At 70.5% G+C, this 21,680-nt stretch carries 21 protein-coding genes and 1 pseudogene; 6 read left to right on the top strand and 16 right to left on the bottom strand.

Annotated elements, in window-relative coordinates; translation table 11 throughout:
• Positions 1-43: 43 nt before the first annotated feature.
• Positions 44-616, top strand: coding sequence for a hypothetical protein (locus ABD329_RS01945; RefSeq protein WP_344315804.1), 573 nt, complete (start codon positions 44-46; stop codon positions 614-616).
• 320 nt (positions 617-936) lie between these two features.
• On the opposite strand, the gene ABD329_RS01940 is transcribed toward ABD329_RS01945, so the two are convergent.
• A complete protein-coding gene (locus tag ABD329_RS01940) occupies positions 937-1,872 on the bottom strand; it encodes a LysR family transcriptional regulator (RefSeq protein WP_344315803.1) in 936 nt (311 codons plus the stop codon).
• Positions 1,873-2,006: 134 nt separating this feature from the next.
• Here ABD329_RS01940 and ABD329_RS01935 point away from each other — a divergent pair, with 134 nt between their 5' ends.
• Positions 2,007-3,311: an MFS transporter gene (locus tag ABD329_RS01935; RefSeq protein WP_344315802.1), complete on the top strand. Its 1,305-nt coding sequence runs from the start codon at positions 2,007-2,009 to the stop codon at positions 3,309-3,311.
• Between the two features lie 45 nt (positions 3,312-3,356).
• Here the strand turns inward: ABD329_RS01935 and ABD329_RS01930 are convergent.
• The 11 genes and pseudogenes from ABD329_RS01930 to ABD329_RS01880 all read right to left on the bottom strand — a co-directional run.
• Positions 3,357-3,605: pseudogene (locus ABD329_RS01930) on the bottom strand (helix-turn-helix domain-containing protein); the annotation flags it as partial.
• 189 nt (positions 3,606-3,794) lie between these two features.
• Entirely contained in the window at positions 3,795-5,405 is a 1,611-nt protein-coding gene (locus ABD329_RS01925) for an amidase (protein ID WP_344315801.1), read from the bottom strand.
• 57 nt (positions 5,406-5,462) lie between these two features.
• Positions 5,463-6,956, bottom strand: a complete 1,494-nt coding sequence (locus ABD329_RS01920) for a dihydroorotase (protein ID WP_198275144.1) — start codon at positions 6,954-6,956, stop codon at positions 5,463-5,465.
• Positions 6,957-7,016: 60 nt separating this feature from the next.
• On the bottom strand, positions 7,017-7,826 hold the full coding sequence (locus ABD329_RS01915; protein WP_246618138.1) for an ABC transporter permease: 810 nt from the start codon (positions 7,824-7,826) through the stop codon (positions 7,017-7,019).
• 20 nt (positions 7,827-7,846) lie between these two features.
• A complete protein-coding gene (locus ABD329_RS01910) occupies positions 7,847-8,629 on the bottom strand; it encodes an ABC transporter ATP-binding protein (protein WP_198275146.1) in 783 nt (260 codons plus the stop codon).
• Positions 8,630-8,681: 52 nt separating this feature from the next.
• Positions 8,682-9,788 carry an ABC transporter substrate-binding protein gene (locus ABD329_RS01905; RefSeq protein WP_198275147.1) on the bottom strand — a complete coding sequence of 369 codons (1,107 nt, stop codon included), beginning with the start codon at positions 9,786-9,788 and terminating at the stop codon, positions 8,682-8,684.
• Positions 9,785-11,083, bottom strand: coding sequence for a glycosyltransferase (locus ABD329_RS01900; protein WP_198275148.1), 1,299 nt, complete (start codon positions 11,081-11,083; stop codon positions 9,785-9,787). The genes ABD329_RS01905 and ABD329_RS01900 overlap by 4 nt, the downstream gene beginning before the upstream one ends.
• A complete protein-coding gene (locus ABD329_RS01895) occupies positions 11,080-12,123 on the bottom strand; it encodes an ABC transporter ATP-binding protein (RefSeq protein ID WP_198275149.1) in 1,044 nt (347 codons plus the stop codon). Before ABD329_RS01895 ends, ABD329_RS01900 begins: the two co-directional genes overlap by 4 nt.
• Positions 12,120-12,887, bottom strand: a complete 768-nt coding sequence (locus ABD329_RS01890; protein WP_198275150.1) for an ABC transporter permease — start codon at positions 12,885-12,887, stop codon at positions 12,120-12,122. Before ABD329_RS01890 ends, ABD329_RS01895 begins: the two co-directional genes overlap by 4 nt.
• Positions 12,887-13,726 (bottom strand): ABC transporter permease, encoded by an 840-nt coding sequence (locus ABD329_RS01885; RefSeq protein ID WP_309142598.1) that lies wholly within the window; start codon positions 13,724-13,726, stop codon positions 12,887-12,889. Before ABD329_RS01885 ends, ABD329_RS01890 begins: the two co-directional genes overlap by 1 nt.
• A 35-nt stretch (positions 13,727-13,761) precedes the next feature.
• A complete protein-coding gene (locus ABD329_RS01880; RefSeq protein ID WP_198275187.1) occupies positions 13,762-14,844 on the bottom strand; it encodes a polyamine ABC transporter substrate-binding protein in 1,083 nt (360 codons plus the stop codon).
• Between the two features lie 375 nt (positions 14,845-15,219).
• On the opposite strand from ABD329_RS01880, the gene ABD329_RS01875 reads away from it, so the two are divergent.
• A complete protein-coding gene (locus tag ABD329_RS01875; protein WP_246618139.1) occupies positions 15,220-17,613 on the top strand; it encodes a SpoIIE family protein phosphatase in 2,394 nt (797 codons plus the stop codon).
• A 23-nt stretch (positions 17,614-17,636) separates the two neighbouring features.
• On the opposite strand, the gene ABD329_RS01870 is transcribed toward ABD329_RS01875, so the two are convergent.
• Positions 17,637-18,218, bottom strand: a complete 582-nt coding sequence (locus ABD329_RS01870; protein WP_198275152.1) for a CGNR zinc finger domain-containing protein — start codon at positions 18,216-18,218, stop codon at positions 17,637-17,639.
• A gap of 198 nt (positions 18,219-18,416) precedes the next feature.
• Here ABD329_RS01870 and ABD329_RS01865 point away from each other — a divergent pair, with 198 nt between their 5' ends.
• Together ABD329_RS01865 and ABD329_RS01860 are read left to right on the top strand one after the other, a co-directional pair.
• The gene (locus ABD329_RS01865) at positions 18,417-19,589 is read left to right on the top strand and encodes an epoxide hydrolase family protein (protein ID WP_198275153.1); all 1,173 of its coding nucleotides are present in this window, start codon (positions 18,417-18,419) and stop codon (positions 19,587-19,589) included.
• A gap of 254 nt (positions 19,590-19,843) precedes the next feature.
• Positions 19,844-20,377 (top strand): EF-hand domain-containing protein, encoded by a 534-nt coding sequence (locus ABD329_RS01860; RefSeq protein ID WP_198275154.1) that lies wholly within the window; start codon positions 19,844-19,846, stop codon positions 20,375-20,377.
• A gap of 10 nt (positions 20,378-20,387) precedes the next feature.
• Here ABD329_RS01860 and ABD329_RS01855 read toward each other — a convergent pair whose 3' ends face one another.
• Positions 20,388-20,726: a hypothetical protein gene (locus tag ABD329_RS01855; protein WP_198275155.1), complete on the bottom strand. Its 339-nt coding sequence runs from the start codon at positions 20,724-20,726 to the stop codon at positions 20,388-20,390.
• Between the two features lie 11 nt (positions 20,727-20,737).
• Between ABD329_RS01855 and ABD329_RS48120 the strand changes: the two genes are divergently transcribed.
• The gene (locus ABD329_RS48120; RefSeq protein WP_425574269.1) at positions 20,738-21,136 is read left to right on the top strand and encodes a LacI family DNA-binding transcriptional regulator; all 399 of its coding nucleotides are present in this window, start codon (positions 20,738-20,740) and stop codon (positions 21,134-21,136) included.
• A 56-nt stretch (positions 21,137-21,192) separates the two neighbouring features.
• On the opposite strand, the gene ABD329_RS01850 is transcribed toward ABD329_RS48120, so the two are convergent.
• Both ABD329_RS01850 and ABD329_RS01845 read right to left on the bottom strand, forming a co-directional pair.
• Complete coding sequence (locus tag ABD329_RS01850; protein ID WP_198275157.1) at positions 21,193-21,384, bottom strand: hypothetical protein; 192 nt, start codon at positions 21,382-21,384, stop codon at positions 21,193-21,195.
• Positions 21,381-21,611 (bottom strand): hypothetical protein, encoded by a 231-nt coding sequence (locus ABD329_RS01845; RefSeq protein ID WP_198275158.1) that lies wholly within the window; start codon positions 21,609-21,611, stop codon positions 21,381-21,383. Before ABD329_RS01845 ends, ABD329_RS01850 begins: the two co-directional genes overlap by 4 nt.
• Positions 21,612-21,680: the final 69 nt, after the last annotated feature.

Here is a 21,680-nt window from a genome sequence, read left to right as displayed (position 1 = left end):
ACGATGCGCTCACCCGACCCCGCCTCTCCGTCAGGTGGCCTTCATGAACAGCGTGTACTCGCCCATCCAGGAGCTCAATCTCCTCAGGGAGTTCGACGACAAGTTCGGGACGCACAGCTACGCGGACGGCTTCGAGCTGCTCGACTACGACGACAAGAGCGAGCTCAAGGGCTGGCTGGACGATCCGGAGAACCCCAGCCGCGCCGAGTTCTTCGACCAGCTGATCCCTTTCGCACGGGCCACCGGCAGCGGTTCGGGCTACGCGCTGTGGCGGCTCGACGACCGGGCCGACCTCGCGGACCTTCCCGTCGTGTTCCTCGGCGACGAGGGCGACGTCTGGGTCCATGCGCGCAACCTGCGAGAGCTGCTCCGGCTGCTCCCCGTCGAACGCGACGTCGCCTACGAGGACGAGGATCTCGACGAGCTCTTCCCGGCGCGTCAGGAATACCTGATGTGGCTGGACCGGAACTTCGGTCTCACCCCGCCCGACGAGGACGAGGAAGCGGCCATCGGCAAGGCGGCCATGTGCGCTTTCGGCCCGCGGTTCGCAACCTGGCTGGCACGGTTCATGAACGAGGGCGTGATCGATGACATGGTCAGGCTGCTGGCCGGGTGAGCTCGGCGCTCCCCCGGCTGCCGCGGACCGTCCGCGCCCGTGCTCTCCGCACGCGCCGACGCGCTGCGGCTGACCGCGAGCGAGCGGTCCACCTGCACCGGCTCTCCAAGGGCGCCGACGGCGGGTTCACCTGCCGGGGCGGGGCGGTGCCCGGCGGTACGGGACGGCCCACCGTACGGGCGCTACTGGACCGTCTCGAGCCCGCCCCTGCCGTTCTGCGCAACGGGCTGGGCGGGCTCCTGGCCTCGCGCGCGGTGTCCGGCTGGGACCGCCGGGGACGGCCGTCGACCCGGCCACGGCGATCGGGGCCGTAGCGGTGTTCAGCGCGGAACCACCCAGTCCGGTGCCCAGGTGCCGACGGCGTCGTGGCCGGTCGCCGTGGTGGCGAGGTGGGCGCGGAGGGTGGTCAGCGCCGGGTGGGGGTTGTCGCGGTGCCAGAGGAGCGAGTGCGGGTAGACGGGTGTCGGGTCGGTGACCGGGATGCGGCGCAGGCCGTGACCGGCGGGCCAGACGAGGCGGGTCTGCTCGCTCATGAAGGTGGCCAGGGCCGGGGTGTCGGCGATGGTGTCGAGGAGTGCGTCCGAGCCGAAGTTGGGGCCCGTCGCCTCGATGGTCAGCCCGAACTCGGCGGCGAGGTCGTCGTAGTAGGCGGCCCATTCGGTACCGGGGACGATGCCGGGCATCCAGATCCGGTGCCCGGCGAGTTGAGCGAGGGGCACCGATCGCGCGCCCGCCAACGCGTGCGCGGGACCGGTGAGCAGCTGGAGCGGCTCGTCGAGCACCCGGACGGACTCGATGTCCTCGGGAAGGGGCCGGCCGGGCATGGCGACGGCTCGGAAGGAGGCGTCGATCGTGCCGGACCGGATGGCGGCGACGGCCGTCGCGACGTCGAACAGCATCACCACGTCGAGGTCGATCTCGGGGTGCGCGTGGTGGAAGCCGCGCATCAGGCTCGACTGCGCGCTGCGCGAGGCGATCACGTCGACGCGCAGCGGACGGCGGCCGGTGCGCACGGACGAGACCGCGCGCTCGGCGACGCGCAGCAGATCGCGCGCGTGCGGCAGGAACGCCTGCCCGTCGATGGTGAGCTCGGCGCCGCGCGGGGTGCGGGTGAAGAGCCGCACGCCGAGGTCGCGCTCCAGCGCGGCGATGCGCTTGGAAACGGCCTGCTGGGTGACCGCGAGCTCGGCGGCCGCGTCCTGGAACCGCCCCGCGTCGGCGGCGGCGACGAAGGTCCGGACGGTGTCGAGGTCCATGCCGAGACTCTACGGCCACAACGATCGGTTGTGGCAGGGGGCCTCGCGGTTGTTTGATCCCAGGCTCCGGCGCTCGCTTTGATGCTTCCGATCGCGGATCGGTTGTGCGAATGAGTGGCGAGGGGGCGTCGGACATGCGGAGCGGGCACTGGCCGGGACATCTGCTGGGACATCGGCTGGGGCGGCGGTTCGGGTGGCTCTGGGGGGCGTACGGGATCAGCGCGCTCGGCACCTGGCTCGCCTTCGGCGCGTTCCCGCTGATCGCCATCCGGGTGCTGCACGCCGGGCCGGCCGAGGTCGCCGCGCTCTCCTCCGTCGGCGCCGCGGTGGGCGCGGCCGCGGCGGTGCCGCTCGGCCCGTGGGTGGAGTTCCGCCGCAAGCGGCCGGTGCTGATCGCGACGGACCTGGTGCGGTGCGCGGTACTGCTGACGGTCCCCGCCGCGTACGCGCTCGGCGCGCTCACCTTCCTCCAGCTCCTGCTGGTCTCGGTCGTCGTCGCGGCGGCCGACATCACCTTCCGCGCCGCCTCCGGCGCGTACCTGAAGACGCTGCTGCCGGCCGAGGACCTGCTCGTCGCCAACGCCCGGTTCGAGTCCACGGCCTGGACGACCACGATCATCGGACCGCCGCTGGGCGGCGCCGCGATCGGGTTCCTCGGCCCGGTGGCGACGGTGGTGGCCGACGCGGTCAGCTACCTGCTCTCGGCGCTGGGCATCCGCGCGATGGGCGGGCACGAGCCGCGCCCGGAGCGCCGGGAGGCGGCGCGCATGCGGGCCGGGGACCTGCTCGACGGGTGGCGTTACATCCTCGCCGACGCGGCGCTGCGTCCGCTGTTCTTCAACACCGCCTTGTTCAACGGCCTGGTGATGGCCGCCCAGCCGCTGCTGGCCGTCCTGATGCTGGGCCACCTCGGGTTCGCGCCGTGGCAGTACGGCCTCGCCTTCGCCGCGCCCTCGATCGGCGGGCTGCTCGGTTCATGGCTGGCCCGACCGCTCGTCACCCGGTTCGGGCAGCACCCGGTCCTGGTCGCGGTCGGGGCGCTGCGCGCGATCTGGCCCGTCGGCCTGGCCTTCGTGGAACCGGGAACCGGCGGACTGCTGCTGGTGATGGGCGTCGAGCTCGGCCTCATCTTCTGCTGCGGTGTCTTCAACCCCGTCTACGCCACCTACCGCCTCGAGCGCACCGCGCCCGATCGGGTCGCCCGCACGCTGTCCGCCTGGGCGGTGACGACCAAGGCCTCGGCCGCACTCCTGACGGCCGTCTGGGGAGTGCTGGGCGGCCTGCTCGGCCCGCGTACGGCCATCGCCCTGGCCGGCGTCCTGCTGCTGGCGACCCCGCTGCTGCTCCCCCGCCGCGCGGCGGCGCATCTCCCGGATCCGGAACCGGAGTCGGGGCCGGAACCGGAGCCGTACTCGAGCCAGTCGAGCGGCAGCGCCTGACGGGCCACGCCGAGGCCCGGCTCAGTCCCGGGCCGCCTCGAACCCGCCGGAACGAGCGTCGCAGGTGGCACGTGGTGGCCGGCCGCGGCGTCGGAGGATGCGGTGAGCGGTGGAGGCGGCGACGGCGGCACGGGCGGCCAGTCGCAGTGGGCCGACCCGGTGTTCTTGACGCATCCGTAGTACCTGATCCTCCACACAGGCGGGTGTCCGGCGTGGTGAGTGGTGGGGGCGGCTGGAACGGTCGGTCATGCCTGCCGCCCCGTGGTGGCGGTAGCGGTGGGCCCAGCGGGCGGCGGGTGAGGACGTAGCGGAGCGAGATGGTCACGCCGCCGCAAGGGCCGACGCGCGACCGGATCACCCGGACCCTCCCGGAAGCAGCTCACACCGCCTGTCCCCCCGGAGTTCCATCGAGGGACGGGCATGGTCCGGCGACCGAGACCTCCCGGCCGGTTCACCTCCGCCCGCGCGGAGCGGGTGGGCGGGTCAGAAGCCCACGTCGGCGGGGCGGTAGGTCGGTGCTCTGCGGACCCGGCCGGCCTGCTCGTAGGCGTAGGCCAGGCGCAGCAGGGTCGGCTCGCTCCATGCCGTGCCCATGAACGTCAGGCCGACCGGCAAGCCGGAGGCGAAGCCCGCCGGGACGCTGATCGCGGGGTATCCGGCGAGTGCGGCGGGCGTGGAGGCGCCGCCGCCGTAGCTGTCCCCGCGGATCAGGTCGATCTTGGCCGGCGGGCCGGTGGTCGGCATCACCAGCGCGTCGAGGCGGAAGCGCCGTAGCACGGCGTCGATGCCTTCGGCGCGCGACAGCCGGTGGTTGGTGGCCAGCGCCTCGCGGTACTCGCTCTCGGTGAAGTCCAGCCCGTGCACGGCCTCCAGACCGTCCTGCCGCACATAGCGGAGCTCACGGTCGGCGTGTGCGCGGTTGAACGCGATCAGCTCCGCCAGGCCGCGCGGGTGGTCGCCGGGGGCGCCGGCGAGATAGGCGTTCAGCGCCCGCTTGATCTCGTACACCTGGACGACCTTCGAGCTGGGGAGGTCCTCGAGCCGCTCGGCCGTCGGGATGTCGGCCGGGTCGACCACCGTCGCACCGGCGGCGCGCAGTGTGGCGATCGCCCGCTCCGCGATCTCGTCGGCGTGGTCGCTGTAGCCGAAGTACACGGTGCGCGGTATGCCGATCCGGGCACCACGCAGTCCGTCGGCGTCCAGGAAACGGGTGTAGTCACGGTGGAAGTGGCCACGGCCGGCCCCGGTAGCCGGATCACGGTCGTCGACGCCGACGAGGACGCCCAGCAGGATCGCGGCGTCGCGGACCGTGCGCGCGATCGGGCCGACACTGTCCTGGCTGGGCACACCGGGGATCACTCCGCCGCGCCCGACCAGCCCAACCGTCGGCTTCACCCCGACGACGCAGTTCGCCGAGGCGGGGTCGATGATCGAACCGTTGGTCTCGGTACCGATCCCGGCGACACACAGGTTGGCCGCGGCGGCGGCCGCCGTACCGGAACTGGACTCGTTCGGGGACCGATCCAGCTTGTAGGGGTTCCGGGTCTGCCCACCGCGGGCGCTCCAGCCGGCGTGGTGGGTGAGCGACATCCCACCGGCCCACTCGCTCAGGTTGGTCTTGCCGAGGATGACGGCACCGGCCGCGCGCAACCTGGCCGCGACCGTGGCGTCCCTTGCCGGCCGGAGGCCCTCCAGGGCGAGTGACCCGGCCGTTGTGCGCATGCGGTCCGCGGTTTCCACCAGGTCCTTCAGCAGAACGGGCATGCCGTGGAGGGGCCCACGGGGATGTTGCCCGGCGTCCAGACGCCGGGCCTCTCGCAGCGCGTCGGGATTGACCTCGATCACCGCGTGCAGGAGCGGATCGATACGTTCGATCCGCTCCAGGTAGTAGCGGGTCAGCCGTTCCGCGTCGAGCCGCCCTTCGTCCATCCGCTCGCGAAGCTCGGTCACGCCCAGTTCGTCCAGGCTTCCGCCGGCGGGGCGGGCCTGGGCGGGGGCCGCACCGAGCCAGGGGGTGGCCGCCGCGGCGGTGCCGAGCGCGAGCATGCTCCGGCGCGTGGCGTTGATCCGGTCAATTCGGTACGGAGTACTCATGGTTCGGCACGCTAGAGGTGCCACCGGTGCAGCGCGCTCCGGCTGTCCCCCGGCTCTTCACTGGTGATATCCCCCTGCCGCACCGGCGGTACCGGTCGGACGGTGCAGATAGGCGCCGAGGGGTGGGCCCACGACCCTGCCCGCCCGCAGGATGTGGTTGCCCCGCAAGAAGGTGTCGGTGACCTGGGCGGTCAGCTCGAAGCCCTCGAACGGGGTGTACTGCTGCGTCGACTCCGACTCCGCGGCGCGCACGGTCCAGGTGCGGCCCGGGTCGACCAGGGCGATGTCGGCGTCGAAGCCGGGGGCGAGGCTGCCCTTGGTGCGCAGCCCAAAGCGCCGGGCCGGGTTCCAGGAGGTCAGCGCGGCGATCCGGCCCAGCGGCAGGCCGCGTTTCGTTCCCTCGGTGAGCAGGCCGGGGAGGAGGTACTCGGCGCCGCCGAAGCCGGCCCTGGCGACGAAGACGTCGTCCTCGGGCTCGCCGAACTTCACCTCCTCGCGGCAGCACGCGTGGTCGCTGACGACCCAGTCGACGGTGCCGTCGAGCAGGTGCTCCCAGAGCGCCTCGACGTCTTCGCGGGGCCGCAGCGGCGGGTTGACCTTGCCGCCGAGGCCGTGTGCGGTGGTGATGTCGGCGAGCAGATGGCCGATGGTCACCTCGCGGCGGAAGTCGATGTGCGGGAACGCCCGGCGCATCCGCACGGCCGCGTCGACCGCCTTGCGGGACGACAGGTGCAGCAGGTTGATCGTGGGCAGCCCGGTCTCGTGCGCCAGGTACGAGGCGACGGCGACCGCGAGCCCTTCGGAGTGCTGCGGCCGGGAGGCGCTGTAGGCGGCGAGCCCGGTCAGGTCGCCCGCCTCCTCGACCAGCCTGGTGTACGCGGTCATGATCTCGGCGGTCTCGCAGTGCAGGGAGAGGGAGATCTCGTCGGCGAGGCCGGGGAACCGCTCGCGGGCGGCCTGCACCCCGCGCATGACGAACTCGAAGTGCGCGTAGTCGTACCGCTCGTCCTCGTCGAGCATCAGGAACGCGTTCTGGTCGGCCGACCTGCCGTGGAGGCCGTGGCTGCCGTAGAACATGAAGACCTTGAACGAGGTGACGCCGAACCGTTCGATCAGGTCGGGAATCTCGTCGATGTGAGCGCGCGCGATCGGCGCGAGGTGGAAGCCGTAGTCGACGTGGGCGCGGCCGGAAGCGGCGGCCAGCACCTCGGGGAAGAAGTCGGCGTACGCACCGGCCTTGTTGAGGTAGTAGCGGCCGGTCCGGGTGTAGGTCAGGGCGCTGGTGACGCCTCCCTGTGCGCATGCGCGGCTCTCGCTGACCGCGTCCTCGGGCAGCGGGTGGTAGATCCCCCAGTGCTGGTGGGCGTCGACGACACCGGGGAACGCCAGCCTGCCGCCGGCGTCCACCACCCGACGGGCGCCTTCGGTGGCGATGTCGGGGGCTACGGCGGCGATCCGGCCTCCTTGTACGGCGATGTCCGCGGGGCGCGCGTCATCGTGGTCGTGGCTGACGACACGGGCGTTCCTCACCACCAGGTCGTACGCGGTCATGCCGGCCTCCTGCCGCTGTCGTCCTCGGTTCGTCGTCCTCGGTTCGTCGTCCTCGGTTCGTCATGCGCCGATCACCCGGTTCTCCTCGGCCCAGAAGACGAGCCGCTTCCTCGCGAACCGGATGATGAAGTGGGCGATCAGCCCCAGTACGGAGAGCACCACCAGCACGGCGAACATCCCGGCGATGTCGAAGTTGTAGTTGGTCTGCAACAGGAGGTATCCCAGGCCCTCCTTCGCGCCGATGAACTCGCCGACGACGGCGCCGAGGATCGAGAAGACGATCCCGATGTCCAGGCCGGCGAAGATGAAGGGGAGCGCGCTCGGCAGCCGCACCATCCGGAACACCTGGAACCTGCCCGCGCCGAACACCGTGAGCATCTGGATCCGGTCGGCGTCGGCCGAGCGCAGCCCCTCGATGACGTTGACCAGCACGGGGAAGAACGAGATCACCGCCGCCATGACGACCTTGCTCGTCATGCCGAAGCCGAACCAGACGACGAACAGCGGCGCGAGCGCCACCTTGGGCACGGTCTGGAAGGCGACGACGTACGGCATGAAGGTGCGCTCGATCAGCCGCACCTGGGAGATCGCGGTGCCCAGCACCAGCGCCGCCGCCACTCCGAGCAGGAAGCCGTAACCCGACTCCAGGACCGTCACCTTCAGATGCCCCCAGAACAGCGGGTCCGCCAGCTGTGTGCGGAGGGCGTCGAAGATCTGCGAGGGGCGCGGCAGCACGTAGTCGTCGATGCCGAAGGCGGGGACCGCGAACTCCCAGGTCAGCATGGTGACGACGAAGACGGCGGGAGCGAGCAGCAGTTCGGGGCGCGCTCGCAGGTCCACGCGGAGCCGCCGCTCACGGAGTCGCGTCATGACGCGCTTCATGACGCGCTTCAAGGGTCGATCACCCAGGTGGCGTTGAAATGCCTGCGGATCCGCTCGACGAAGACTCCGGCGCGGTCCGAGGCCATCGCGCCGAGTGTGCGCGGGCGTTCGAGCTCGATGCCGACGATCTCGGCTATGCGGCCGGGACGGGGGCTGAGCACCACGACCCGGTCGCAGAGGAAGACCGCCTCGGGGATGGAGTGGGTGACGAACACGACGGTCTGGCCGCTCTCCCGCCAGATCCTCAGCAACTCGACATTCATCGATTCGCGGGTCAGGGCGTCGAGTGCGCCGAAGGGCTCGTCCATCAGCAGCACGGCCGGGTCGTGCACCAGGGCCCGGCAGATTCCGGCGCGCTGCTGCATCCCGCCGCTCAGCTCATGCGGGTAGCTGCCCTCGAAGCCGTCGAGGCCGACCGTCGCGAGCAGCCGTTCGGCCCGCTCCCGGTAGACCGAGGCGTCGAGCTTCCGTACCTCCACGGGCACCATCACGTTCTGTAGTACGGTGCGCCAGGGCAGGAGGGTGGGCGTCTGGAAGACCATGCCCACCTCGGGCAGCGGCCCCGTGACGTCGCGGCCGGCGACGCGGACCGCGCCCTGGCTCCTGGAGACGATCCCGGCGAGGATCTTCAACAGGGTGGTCTTGCCGCACCCCGACGGGCCGACGACCGACACGAACTCGCCGCGCCGGACCGTGAAGGTGATGTCCGACAGTGCGTGGGTCGGCTCGGACCTGCGCGGCCGGTAGGTCTTGTGCAGTCCGGTGACCTCGATCCAGCGGTCTTCGTCCACGGTCCCCCGCTCTCCTGTTCTCCCCGCTCCCCGGTTCTCCGGCCTTCCCGCGTCACCCTGCGGCCTTGGCCTTCGCGATCACGGCCGCCGGGTCGAAGTCGTTCGCGCCCCCCAGCAGGCTGTCGTCCCACAGCTCCGGGAGGGGGACGTCCTTGGTGATCTGGCCCGCCGTCCTGGTGTAGGCGACCGTCTTGTCCCACTCGACGTCGCTGATCGCGCCCCAGTCCCTGAAGTCCTCGGGCTCACCGGCGGTGGGGACCGCGGTTTTGATCCACGCCTCGAGGGTCCTGGTGTCGTCGGCGATGCGGTCGTCGGCCTTCTTGCCGGTCAGCAGCTGGGGGAAGGCCCGGTAGCCGTCGCGCATCGCGGCCTCGGGGTTGGCGGCGGAGAAGAGCAGTGCCTGGTAGGAGGCGCGCAAGTAGCGCGTCAGCACGTCCTTCTTCGCCCTCAGGGTCTTCTCGGTCACCACGTAGGTCAGGGAGCGGATGCCGTCGAAGGCATCGGAGTTGTCCAGATAGCGCAGATCGGTGCCCGCGTTCTCGATGGTGGTGTACGCCTGGGTGTACAGGGCGAGCACATCGACCTTGCCGTCCTCCAGGGCGGTCAGGGCCTGTGCGCCCACCCCGACCGGCAGCAGGTCGATGTCCTTGGCCGCGTCCAGTCCGGCGTCGCTGGCGTACGCGCGGGCGTAGCCGGCCGAACCGGAGGCGAGGCTGATGACCCCGATCTTCTTCCCCTTGAGGTCGGCCGGGCTCCTGACCGCGCTGCCGGGCCGGACGGCCATGCGCCACGGCCAGTTCCGTACCAGGCCCCCGATGGCCTTCACCGGGACGCCCTTCTCCCGTGCGGCGAGGATGGCTCCCGCATCGGCCAGTGCGATGTCGGCGCTGTTCGAGGCGACGGCCTGGACCGCCGCCACCGACCCGTCGGTGTTGATCACGTCGACTTTCAGCTTCTCCTCGGCCAGATAGCCCTCCGCGTCGCCCACCGCGTAGGTGGCGACCTCTTCCTTGGGGGCGATCACGGCCGAGGGAACGGCGAGTCGGAGCGTGGCCCGGTCGCCCGAGCCGCCTTTGGAGGACGACGAGGGCCCGTCCGCGCAGGCCGAGAGCGCCGCGAGGACGGCGACGCCGAGGCCGAGCCGTAAGGACAGCTTCATGTTCCCTGCCTTTCGTGGCCGTGCCGCTCGATGAGGTCGGCGGCGGTGCGCAGCCCGTCGCGGCCCCGGATGGTCGTGGAAGCTTCCGTCAGCCTGTGCCGCAGGCGGGTGTCGCCGAGCAACTCCGCCAGCGCGCCGTGCAGTTGGGCGTCGGTGAAGCGGTACGGGTCCAGGCGGACGCCGTAGCCGAGTTCGGCGACCCGCTGTGCGTTGTCGTACTGGTCCCAGAACAGCGGAAGCACGATCATGGGCTTGCCGAAGTGGAGGCTCTCGGTGGTCGTGTTGTTGCCGCCATGGGTGATGACGAGGTCGACGAGCGGGAGGATCCGCGTCTGCGGGAGGAACTCCGCGCCCCACATGGTGGGAGGCAGCTCGATCTGGTCGTGCAGCGGCCCCTTGGAGACGATGTAGCGGTGCGGGGTGCGCGCCAGGGAGGCGATGATCCGGCGCATGAGGCCGACGTCGGCGGAGCCGAGGGAGCCCAGGCTGAAGTAGATCAGCGCGCTGCCCTCGGGCCGCCCGGCCAACTCCGGCGGCAGGGTGAACTCCTCGTCGGTCTCGCGGACCGAGGAGTCCAGCCGGTGCCAGGCGGGGCCCAGCGGGCGGGCTTCGGCGTAGTCGGCGATCTCCGGGTAGACGTACAGGTTCAACTCGCCGTCGTGGATGAACTCCAGGTCGGGCAGCGGCCTCGCGCCCTGGTCCACGACCCAGGCGTTGAACCCGTCCCAGACCTCGCGGTGCGTGCGGTCGTACTCGGCGCGGAACTCGGCCCAGCCCGCTCGGTCACCGGCCGGGTACCCGGAGAAGGGCGGGGGGACGTGTTCGCCCTTCACCTCCAGCGGGTTGCAGGAGACGATCCGTACGAAGGGCACGTCCGCCGTGGTCAGCGCGGGGAAGCAGACGACGTTGTCCTCGACGATCACGTCCGGCCGGACCCGGTCGACGATTCTCCTGAGCTGGGGTTCGCAGTACCGCGCCCCGGCGATGAGCTCCTGCCAGACCGGTCTGACCCAGGTGCCCAGCTGTTCGATCGTGGGCTTCTGGAACTCGGGGGCGGTGTCCCGTACGAAGTCCTTCCAGAACTGGCCCGCCTCCTGGGGCTCTTCGGGCGGCGGGGCCAGGTCGACCAGGTCCTCCTCGAAGCCGAGCGGGGCGAGCCTGCCCTTCCAGGACGCCTCCGCCGCGAACACCACGCGGTGGCCCCGTCGGCGCAGTACGTCGCCGATGCCGACGCAGTTGTTGGTCGGGCCGTACGCGCTCTCCGGCGCGAAGAGGATGGTCAGGGGTCCGCTCAAGGGGTGTCTCCCGTCGTCTCGATCAGTACCGCGCTCTCCGGGTCCCACGACAGCGCGACGCGCGCCCCGGAGACCACCGTGGCCGGGCCCGGAACGGTCAGCAGGACCGGCCGGTCCAGACCGGGGACCGTGACCGCGATCCTCGAGGAGCCGCCGAAGTAGCTGATGTCCAGCACCGTGCCGTGCAGGTGGGCGTCCACGTCCCCGGCGGCGAGCCGGATGCTCTCGGGACGCACGCCGACCAGCCCCGCCGCCTTCCCGGCCGGGGCGGGCAGGACGCCGACGCCGGGTACGTCGAGTCCGCCGGAGGGCAGCAGCCGTCCGGAGAAGAGGTTGTTGGCGCCGACGAAGCCCGCGACAAACCGGCCCCGTGGGCGTCGGTAGAGCTCGACGGGGGTGTCGACCTGCTGGACGCGCCCGGCGTCCAGGACGGCGATCCGGTCGGCGAGCGACATGGCCTCCTCCTGGTCGTGGGTGACGACGAGGAAGGTGATGCCCACCTCGTGCTGGAGGCGCTTGAGCTCCAGCTGCATCTCGGCTCGGACCTGTTTGTCCAGCGCCGACAGCGGCTCGTCGAGCAGCAGCACACGGGGGCGTTTGACGATGGCACGGGCGAGGGCGACCCGCTGCCGCTGCCCGCCGGACAGCTGGTGCGGCCGTCTGCGGGCCTGCGCGGTCAGCCCGACGGTGGCGAGCACGGCCGCGACCCGTTCGCGGATCTCCGCCCGGGCGAGCCCTTCCCGCGCCAGCCCGTACGCGATGTTCTTCTCCACGGTCATGTGCGGGAACAGCGCGTACGACTGGAACATGAGGTTGACCGGCCGCCGGTGCGCGGGCACGCCCAGCAGGTCCCGGCCGTCCAGGGCGACCGTGCCGCTGTCCGGGGCCTCGAATCCGGCGAGGACGCGCAGCAGGGTCGTCTTCCCGCAGCCGCTCGGGCCGAGCAGGGCGAAGAACTCGCCCTCCGCGATCTCCAGGCTCACCTCGTCCAGGGCGGTGACCTCGCCGAACCGCCGGGTGACGGCGTGGATACGGATCACAGCGCCTCCGTCAGCCGGCTGACGCGCTGGGCGGCGATCACCACGGTGAAGCTGACCGCGAGCAGCAGGGTGGCGAGCGCGTTGATTTCCGGGGTCACCCCGAACCTGATCATCGAGTAGATGACGATCGGCAGGGTGGGGTCCTTCGGTCCGGCGGTGAAGAAGGCGATGACGAACTCGTCGAGCGAGAGGGTGAACGTCAGCAGCGCGCCCGCCACGATGCCGGGGGCGAGGGTCGGCAGGGTGACGCGGAGGAACGTGGTGACCTCGCCCGCGCCGAGGTCGCGTGAGGCCTCCTCCAGGGAGGGGTCGACATGGGCGATCCGGGTCCGCACGACGGCCGTGACGAAGGCGAGGCCGAAGACGGTGTGGGCGAGCAGCACCGAGTGCAGGCCCAGGGTGGCCGAGACGAGCGAGTAGAAGGCGAGCAGGCCGATCGCGAGCACGATGTCCGGCAGGACGGCGGGCAGCACGGACAGGGCGGGCAGCAGCCGCGACCGGCTCGCGTGGCGGGCGAGCCCCACGGCGAGCAGGGTACCGAGGACGGTGGACAGGGCGGTCGCGCCCGCGGCCACGATCAGCGTGTTGACCAGGCCCCGCAGGACCTCGTCGTCACCGGCCAGCGTGGCGTACCAGGCGGTGCTGAACCCGGACCACTGGTAGGGGCTGGCCGAGCGGTTGAAGGACATGACCACGAGCACCACGACGGGCGTGTAGAGGAACGCGTACGTCAGCCACAGCGGGAGGAGCGTCACCCGGCGCATCAGCGGCCGCCCAGCCGGCGCCCGGCCCAGGCCTGCGCCATGAGCAGCAGGACCAGGAACGCCATGAGGGCGAGGGCGAGCACCGAGCCGAACGGCCAGTCCCGTGCGGTGAGGAACTGGTCCCTGATCAGGTTGCCGACCATGACCGTATGCCCGCCGCCCAGCAGTTCGGGGACGACGAAGTTGCCGAGGCTGGGCACGAAGACGAAGACGCAGCCGGTCAGCACGCCGGGCAGGGTATGCGGGAGGGTGACGCTCAGATACGTGCGGGCCGGGCGGGCGCCCAGATCGGCCGAGGCTTCGAGCAGCCGGGGGTCGACCCGTTCGATCGCCGAGTACAGCGGCAGCACCATCAGCGGGAGATAGGCGTAGAGCAGCCCGAGGACGACGGCGGGTTCCGTGTAGAGGAGTTTCAGCGGCCGGTCGATCACCCCGATGCCGGTGAGGGCCGAGTTGACCACACCCCGGCTGGACAGCAGCACGATCCAGGCATAGGTACGGATCAGGAAGTTGGTCCAGAACGGGAGCACCACCAGGACCAGGGCGACCGTGCGCCATCTGCCGGGCAGCCGGCTGATCGCGTACGCGGCCGGGTAGCCGAGGAGCAGCGCGAGCAGCGTGGTGACGGCGGCGATGCGCAGCGAGTCGGTGAGGACACCGGTGTAGAGCGGGTCGGTGATCCGCGCGAAGTTCTCGGCGGTGGTTCCGTCCTCGTAGGCGATCCCGCCGAAGCGGCCCCGCCGGAAGGCCGTGTAACCGATCAGCAGGGCCAGCGGCAGCAGGAGCAGGACGGACAGGTAGGACAGGCCCGGGCCGAGCAGGACGAGACGGGCTCGCACGCGTGGTCCTCGGACCGCCCTCCCCCGGCGGGCCATCAGCCCGCGGTGACTTCCGTGACGATCCGGGTGTACGCCGCCGCGGCGTCCCCGAGGTCGACGGCGGACTCACCCTTGAGCAGTTGCTCAGGGGCCATGGCGAGTGCGGGGTGGCTCTTCAGCAGGGCCGGGTCGAGTTCGGCCATGGCGGCGGTGTTGGGGACCTTGTAGAAGATGTTCGAGGCGACCCAGGAGTGGGTCTTCGCGTCGAGGACGTAGTCGATGAAGGCGTGCGCCGCCTCTTTGTTCTTCGACGACTTGAGGATGACCATCGTGTCGGTCCAGAGGTCGCTGCCCTCCTTGGGGACGACGAAGCCGATCCTCTTGTCGTCGGTCGGGCACCACCCGTCCCAGGCCTCCGCCAGCACGGCCTCCCCGGACGTGAGCCGGTCGCCGAACGTGGTGTCGTCATAGGCGAGGAGGCCGTCCTTCGCTCTGAGCAGCACCTCTTTGACCTGGGCGAGCTCTTGCTCGTCGGTGGTGTTCACCGAGTAGCCGAGCACCTTCTGCGCGGGGAGGAAGAGCCAGCGTTCGGTCTTCAGCATGGTGGCCTTGCCCTTGACCGCGGCGCGCGGCTTCAGCAGGTCGTTCCAGCTGTCGGGGGTGTGACCGACGAGGTCCTTGCGGTAGCAGAGCCCGGTGGTGCCCCAGGTGTACGGGACGGAGTAGACGTTGCCCTTGTCATGGGCGAGCCGGGCGGCGAGCGGGTCCAGGTTCTTCAGGTGCGGGACCAGATCGTGGTGGATGGGTTCGAGCAGCCCCTGTGCCGCGAGCGCCTGCGCGTACTGGCCCGATACGAACGCCACGTCGATACCGCTGTCGGCGGAGGCGGTCAGTTTGGCGACGATCTCCTCGTTGGTGCTGTGCTTGGCGACGGTCATGGGTGTGCCGACGGCCGACTTGAACCGGGCGGGAAGGTCCTTCGGCATATAGCCGTCCCAGTTCGAGACGGTGAGCCGCTGCTTGCGTAAGTCCGCCTCGGGGTCGAGCGACGCGGAGGCGGCGGGGCCGCTTCCGCCGGGTTGGCCGTCGCCGCCGCATGCGGGGAGAAGGAACGCGAGGACGGCCGCCGTCGCCGCCATGGACACGTGCCTGAACCTCAGTGCGCCTAACACGCCACTCCCTTGCTGTCGAGATCAGCCGGCTGAGCGTGGTGGGTCGTGCCCAGTTCGCCGAACGGCTCACGGGCAGGCATCGATTTCCGGAGTTTCGCATCATTGGCATGCACCGGGCAAGATGGCCTATTCGCCCGGCCTCGTTCCCGCCCTGTGCGGACGCGCCGCCGTCACCCCATACGGGCGTAATGTGGGCATATGGGTGATGTTCGGTGTCAATGGTGCGATGCGTTGCTACCGGACCAGGGCAGCCACAATCGGCGGTATTGCAGCCCGGCTCACCGACAGGCGGCCTGGCGGGCGCGGCGCCGATGGTCGGCGGCGGCCCGGACCCGGCAGACCATGGTGCTCGCGGGCGCCGACCTGCTGGCCAGGGTCCAGGCGGCGGCGCGGCAGACGGGCGATCCGTCCCCGGCGCGGGATGCCGGGGCGGGCTGTCACTGCGCCGCGGTGGCGGAAATTCCCGGGCTGGCCGAGCGGTTGGTGCGGTATGCGGTGCTCGCCGATCGGCAGGCCGGAGCCAGCTGGGCGCGGATCGGCACCGCACTGGGGACCAGTGGCGAGGCGGCCAGGCGCCGCTTCGGACGGGTGCGGGACGTCCCGGGAGAGGGGTGGGGGCCGCGGGACGACACCACGCCCGCCGTCGGCTCCGGTACGGAGCCGCTGGACGCGCTCTTGTGCGAGACGGTCCGGGAGACCGGCGCGTCAGCGGGTCTGGTGTACCTGCTGTCGCCGGGTGGGCAGGTGCTGCGGCTGGCCATGACGACCGGGGTGCCGCCGAAGATCACCGCGCTCTGGGAACGGCTGCTGCTTCCGGCCCCGGGTCCCGTGGCGGACGCGGTCCGTGAGCGGTGCCTGGTGTGGCTCCCCAGCCAGGCGGAGCTCGCGCGCCGCTACCCGAGGGCAGCGCTGGTCTGGCCCTACCCCGTAGCGCTGGCCGCCGCGTCGCTCACCTCCGGTACCACCGCTTGGGGCGGACTGGTACTGCTGTGGCCCGAACCGCGCCCATCCCACCTGAGCGCGCATGAGCGTGCCGTGATCCGCTCCACCTGCGACCGTGCGGGCGCGCTCCTGCGGCATGCCGCCGCGGACGGGCACCCGATATCACCCGAGGAGCCGCGTGTGGCGGCCCCGCAGCGTGGCCGGACCGCCGCGCGGACCGCGGTGGACCTCGCCGACCGCCTCGCGGAAGGCTGTTGTGTACTGGACGCGGAGGGCCGGATCGCCTTCATCAGCACCACCGCCGCCGACCTGGTCGGCGGCAGCGTCCCGGATCTGCTGGGCGCACCGCTGTGGGAGGCGCTGCCATGGCTGGACGACCCGGTCTTCGAGGACCGCTACCGGGCCGCGGTCCTCGGCCGCCGGCCCACGTCCTTCACCGCCCTGCGCCCGCCGGACCGGTGGCTGTCCTTCCGGCTCCGTCCGGACGCATCCGGCATCAGCGTGCGCGTCTCCCCCACCGACCGCACCACCCCCGTGGACCACCCGGAGCCGGCGCGCCTGTCGGACGTCGCCACACCGACCCGGGTCGGCACGCTGTACGACCTGATGCACCTGGCCGGCGCGCTCACCAAGGCCGTCAGCGTGCGGGACGTGGTCGAGCTGACCGCCGACCTGGTCCTGCCGGCCTTCGGCGCCCAGGGCTTCGTCCTGTCCGTCGCCGAGGGCGACCGGTTGCGTGTCGTCGGCCACCGCGGCTATCCGGCCAAGGTCATCAACCGCCTCGACATCCCTCCCTTCCGGGACGAGTCGGCCCCTACCGTGCGCGCCGTGACCACGGGAGTACCCCTCTTCTTCGCCTCCCCCCGCGAGATGGAACAGCTCGCCCCCGAGATCCCGCGGCTGACCAAGAGGGCGGCCTGGGCCTTCCTGCCGCTGCTGGCCTCCGGTCGCCCGGTCGGCTGCTGCGTGGTCTCCTACGACCATCCCCACGGCTTCACCCCCGACGAACGCGCCGTACTGACCTCGCTCGCCGGACTGATCGCCCAGGCCCTCGACCGTGCCCGCCTCTACGACGCCGAACACCAGCTCGCCCACAGCCTCCAGAGCGGCCTGCTCCCCGCCGCCCTCCCCACCGTGCCCGGCCTGGAGGTGGCGGCCCGCTATCTGCCCACGGCTCGCGGCATGGACATCGGCGGCGACTTCTACGACCTCATCCGCTGCGACGCCACCACGGTCGCCGCGGCCATCGGAGACGTCCAGGGCCACAACGTGAACGCCGCCGTCCTCATGGGACAGGTCCGCACCGCCGTCCACGCCACCGCCGGCGCACCTCCCGGCGAAGTCCTGGCCCGCACCAACCGCCTGCTCACCGACCTCGACCCCGGCCTGTTCACCAGCTGCCTCTACGCCCATATCGACCTGGCACACCACCGTGCCCACCTGGCCACCGCCGGCCACCCGCAGCCACTCCTGCGCCACCCCGACGGCCATACCGAGATCCTCGACCTGCCACCGGGCCTCCTGCTGGGCATCGACCCCGACACCGACTACCCGACCACGGAAATCCCCCTGCCGCCCGGCGCCGTGCTGGCCCTCTACACCGACGGCCTCGTCGAAAGTCCCGACGTCGACCTCGACGACGCGACCACCGACCTCGCCGACGAGCTCACACAAGCCCCGGACCAGCCCATGACCACCCTGGCCGACACCCTGATCCGCCACGACCCGCGCACCGGCCCCCGCAGCGATGACATCGCCCTCCTCCTGCTCCGCCTGGAACCGGACGACGGATGAGGACTGCCGCTGCGCTCGGACGATTACCTTGCCGAACTGGCGTTCTTGCGATTGTTGGCGTTGAAGCGCGCCTTCTTCTGACGATTCCCGCACGTGTTCATCTCGCACCATTTACGGGTGCGACTCTGACTGGTGTCGAAGAAAGCGGCTTGGCAGGTTGGCGATGCGCACAAGGCCAATTTTCCGTCTCGTTCGCCCGCGATGACGCTGATCGCGTCGGCGGCGATAACGCTCAGGGCATCCTCCACGGAAGAAGCCGAACCAAGTCCAAGTCGCCATTGCCGATTGCCCTCGGGCGTCAATACGGCCGCGGCCCGACCCTGAAAGCTGCACTCATTGATGATCTGGACAGCAGACCCGGGAAGCGGGTCTCGGCGCGCGGCCGCTGTCGCGGCGGCGTGAATCGCTTCCCTCAGCTCCCAGGCGCGTTCGAGCTGGGCGGTGGTGCAGGACTCCACGGCGAGGCCGCTCACCGCCAGCCAGTCGACGAGTCGGTTCGGCGTGGGGATGCGCTCCACGGCGTCGCCATGCCGCTCCGACAGGGTTCCCGTGAAGCTGGTCGCCAGCACCTTGCCGAGACGGAAGTCAGGGAACCGAGGACTCATGGAACCACCTTAGCTGGTTGCACGCCGACATCGAGAGCTGCTAGAACCGTCTTAGCCGGTTCCGGCAGATCCCAAGCCGGCCGGTTCCACCCGATGACCAGGAGGCCTCATGTCCACACACTGGTGCGTCACCGAACCTGCGGCCGCCATTGATCATGGCGTCGTCACCACGTCACCTCACCCCGGCGGGGCCATCTCATGAACCCTCGAACCAGCGACGTGGAGGCATTCGAAGCCCACGCGACCGACACCGACCTCGACGACCTGCGGGCGCGGCTGGCCGCGGCGCGGCTGCCGGAAGCCGAGACGGTTTACCGCGTCGCGCCCGATCCTCGCCGATGGGAGCAGGGCGTTCCGCTGGCCGACCTCGTGGACGTCGTGAACTACTGGCGCACCGGGTACGACTGGCGGTCGTTCGAAACGCGCCTCAACGAGATCGGCCAGTTCCGCACGACCATTGACGGTCTGGGAATCCACTTCCTGCACCGCCGATCCACCCGTGCGGACGCCACCCCTCTGATCTTGACGCACGGATGGCCGGGCAGTATTGCCGAGTTCACCCATGTCATAGACGAACTGGCAGATCCGGAGAACGCAGACGCACCGGCGTTCCATGTCGTGGTCCCGTCGCTGCCGGGTTTTGGTTACAGCGACAAGCCGGCCACCCCCGGGTGGGGGATCGAAAAGATCGCGGCCGCCTGGGTGACACTGATGGAAAGGCTCGGCTACGACAAGTTCGTAGCCCACGGCGGCGACTGGGGAGGTGTGATCACCACGATCCTCGGCGGCAGGTTCCCGGAGCACGTTCTCGGCATCCACACGACGGTCGCGCAGGCACCACCCGGGTTGACAACGGACGGGCTGACGGAGGCCGAGCGCGAATGGACCGAGGAAACCCGCGATTTCTGGAGCCACCGCGCGGCGTACGCGAAGCAGCAGGCGACCCGGCCGCAAACCATCGGCTACTCGCTCGTCGACTCACCGGTCGGTCTGCTCGCCTGGATCCTTGACAAGTTCGCCGAGTGGACGGATACCGAAGACAGCCCGTTCGAGACGATCTCCAGGGACAGCGTCCTCGACAACGTCACCTTGTACTGGCTGACCAGGACCGGCGCGTCGGCAGCCCGCATCTACTACGAAAGCCACAACTCGCTCGACCCCGAACTCCGGGTCGACGTCCCGTCAGCGATCAGCATGTATCCCCGCGACATCGAGAAGAGTCCGCGCGGCTGGGCACAGGAGCGGTACCGGCGGATCGTCCGATGGAGGTCGCCCGAAACCGGGGGACACTTCCCGTCGTTGGAGGTTCCCGAGTACTTCGTCAAGGATCTGCAAGAAGGCCTCGCGGCAGTGCTGGCCGCCACTCGGTAGACGCGGCCGGGTCCGAGTGCGACGATGCGCAGGCCGTCCGGCTCCGTCCCTCCGGCCGGTCAGAGCCCTGCCAGGGCGATTCCATCTTTCGAGTGAATAAGGCGGAATACTCACCGTATGAGCAAGCCGTCGGCCAAATAGTGGGCATGGCGGCCGGACACGAACGTCCGGTCGCGCCCGAACACGGCGGTGGTTCCTGTCTTCCGCCCGACCGCCCCGCACAGCCCACGGATCGAAGAAGGGTGACAACATTCATGCGCACGGAGGCCACCAACCGGATCGCACACGTCTTCACCCTCTTCGACGCCAATGGCAACGGCGTCCTCGAAGCCGATGACTTCGACCTCATGGCGAACAACGTCATCGAGGCCGCGCCCGACGCGGACAAGGCGGCGAAGGACGCGATGCGCACGGCGTTCCGCCAGTACTGGACGACCCTGGTCACCGAACTGGACACCAACGACGACGGCAAGATCAGTTACGAAGAGTTCGAGGCCTGCGTGCTCTCGCCCGAGCGCTTCGACTCGACGATCGCCGTGTTCGCCGAGGCGCTCGCCGCGCTCGGCGACCCGGACGGCGACGGACTCATCGAACGCCCCGCGTTCGTCGCGTTGATGACGGCGATCGGCTTCGGGCGCCCGAACATCGACGCGCTCTTCGACGCCTTCGATCCCACAGACCTGGACCGGATCCAGGTGGCCGTCTGGGTCGCCGCGATCAAGGACTACTACGCCCCGGACAAGGCAGGCATCCCCGGCGACCTCCTGGTCCCGGGCCCGGCGATCTGACGAACTACCGTCAGTCGCTGACCAGTTTCCGGAACTTGCGCACGAGCTTGACGACACCCCAGACCACGAGGCATCCCAGGACCAGCAGAAACAGGATCGCCTGCCACAGGGGCATCTTCTTCTTGCCGGTGGACGAACCACTGTCGTCGCTCGAGGAGTAGCCGCCGCTCCTCGACTTCTTCTTATAGCCACCGCTCTTGCTCACACCACCGCCGCCGCTGCTGCCGCCGACTCGCTTCGACGACAGCGCGACGTACGAGGCGGAGTGACGCGTGGGCGCCGCCCGGGCCGTGGCGGGAACCACCGCGAACAGGGCGCCGATCAGGAGGAGTGTGATTGCCGAACGCATGAGGGATCCCCGTGGTGGTAGGCCGGAAGGTTAATCGCGCCAGGGCGCGGCGTCGCACCCTAGGCCATGGATCGGTGCCGGCGAAACTCGGGTCCCGGTCCACGCGGTTCCGCGACCTTGCGCGATGTGCCGCGACCCTGCGCGATGTGGCCGCCCTCGCCGGTGTCTCGGTGAGCACGGTGCCGAACATGGCCCGCGGCCGCGGGATCGTCCGGGAGGAGACCCGGCAGCGGGTGCAGGACGCGGTCGACGAGCTCGGGTACCGCCCCAACCTGGCCCGCGCGGCGGCCGCGATCGGGACGCTCCCAAGTGCTGGGGCTCGCCCTGCCGAGCGTCACGGTCCCGTACTTCCGCGAATTCGCCGACTCCGTGCTGCGCGAGGCCCAGGGGATGTCCGTGCGCATCACTGAGGAAGCCATCAGTACAGCTGAACCCGACTACTTGGGATCGCAGGCGGGACATTCTCCTACCGGTGGTGCGCCCGGGGTCCGGGGATGCGAGCGGTCGGTTCACTGCGCAGCAGCTCAAGGCGGGTGTCGGCGATCGCGAAGGCCCGCCTGAGCCTTTCCACCAACGCCCGGTCGATCTGGTAGAGCCGGGCGCGCTCGTCCCGCTGCATGCGGCAGCCGGGGTGCACCGATCGGGCGGCAAGTCTCATCGTCCGACCTCACGCCGGGCGAGTTCCTTGAGCTCCATGCGCGCGGCCGGTGTGCCCGACGGCCCACACCAGTACGGGTGCCCGGCGATCTGTTTCGACAGCTGCTGTAGGCGTCGACGGTCCGTGGTGGTGCTGGCCGTCGGACCGGATTCGGCGAGCTGCCAGTACGTGCGGTACCAGGCGGTCTGCGCCTCCACGAGGTCGAGGGGGAAGTCATGCTGGCTCATGCCTCATATTAGATCGCTTGTTCGAATTCGAGGCAACCAGTCGCCCCGAGGGATGTGCGGCAGGAAGTC

Source organism: Streptomyces javensis (genome assembly GCF_039525925.1).
Taxonomy (GTDB): Bacteria; Actinomycetota; Actinomycetes; order Streptomycetales; family Streptomycetaceae; genus Streptomyces; species Streptomyces asiaticus.
This window is presented reverse-complemented; position numbering and strand designations above follow the sequence as displayed.

Coding starts and splice junctions, on each gene's coding strand:
- ABD329_RS01860 (WP_198275154.1), top strand. CDS start 19,844: ATGCGCACGGAGGCCACCAACCGGATCGCACACGTCTTCACCCTCTTC.
- ABD329_RS01845 (WP_198275158.1), bottom strand. CDS start 21,611: ATGAGCCAGCATGACTTCCCCCTCGACCTCGTGGAGGCGCAGACCGCC.
- ABD329_RS01850 (WP_198275157.1), bottom strand. CDS start 21,384: ATGAGACTTGCCGCCCGATCGGTGCACCCCGGCTGCCGCATGCAGCGG.
- ABD329_RS01925 (WP_344315801.1), bottom strand. CDS start 5,405: ATGAGTACTCCGTACCGAATTGACCGGATCAACGCCACGCGCCGGAGC.
- ABD329_RS01875 (WP_246618139.1), top strand. CDS start 15,220: ATGGTGCTCGCGGGCGCCGACCTGCTGGCCAGGGTCCAGGCGGCGGCG.
- ABD329_RS01905 (WP_198275147.1), bottom strand. CDS start 9,788: ATGAAGCTGTCCTTACGGCTCGGCCTCGGCGTCGCCGTCCTCGCGGCG.
- ABD329_RS01935 (WP_344315802.1), top strand. CDS start 2,007: ATGCGGAGCGGGCACTGGCCGGGACATCTGCTGGGACATCGGCTGGGG.
- ABD329_RS01855 (WP_198275155.1), bottom strand. CDS start 20,726: ATGCGTTCGGCAATCACACTCCTCCTGATCGGCGCCCTGTTCGCGGTG.
- ABD329_RS01915 (WP_246618138.1), bottom strand. CDS start 7,826: ATGACGCGACTCCGTGAGCGGCGGCTCCGCGTGGACCTGCGAGCGCGC.
- ABD329_RS01890 (WP_198275150.1), bottom strand. CDS start 12,887: ATGCGCCGGGTGACGCTCCTCCCGCTGTGGCTGACGTACGCGTTCCTC.
- ABD329_RS01870 (WP_198275152.1), bottom strand. CDS start 18,218: ATGAGTCCTCGGTTCCCTGACTTCCGTCTCGGCAAGGTGCTGGCGACC.
- ABD329_RS01880 (WP_198275187.1), bottom strand. CDS start 14,844: ATGGCGGCGACGGCGGCCGTCCTCGCGTTCCTTCTCCCCGCATGCGGC.
- ABD329_RS01940 (WP_344315803.1), bottom strand. CDS start 1,872: ATGGACCTCGACACCGTCCGGACCTTCGTCGCCGCCGCCGACGCGGGG.
- ABD329_RS01920 (WP_198275144.1), bottom strand. CDS start 6,956: ATGACCGCGTACGACCTGGTGGTGAGGAACGCCCGTGTCGTCAGCCAC.
- ABD329_RS01945 (WP_344315804.1), top strand. CDS start 44: ATGAACAGCGTGTACTCGCCCATCCAGGAGCTCAATCTCCTCAGGGAG.
- ABD329_RS01865 (WP_198275153.1), top strand. CDS start 18,417: ATGAACCCTCGAACCAGCGACGTGGAGGCATTCGAAGCCCACGCGACC.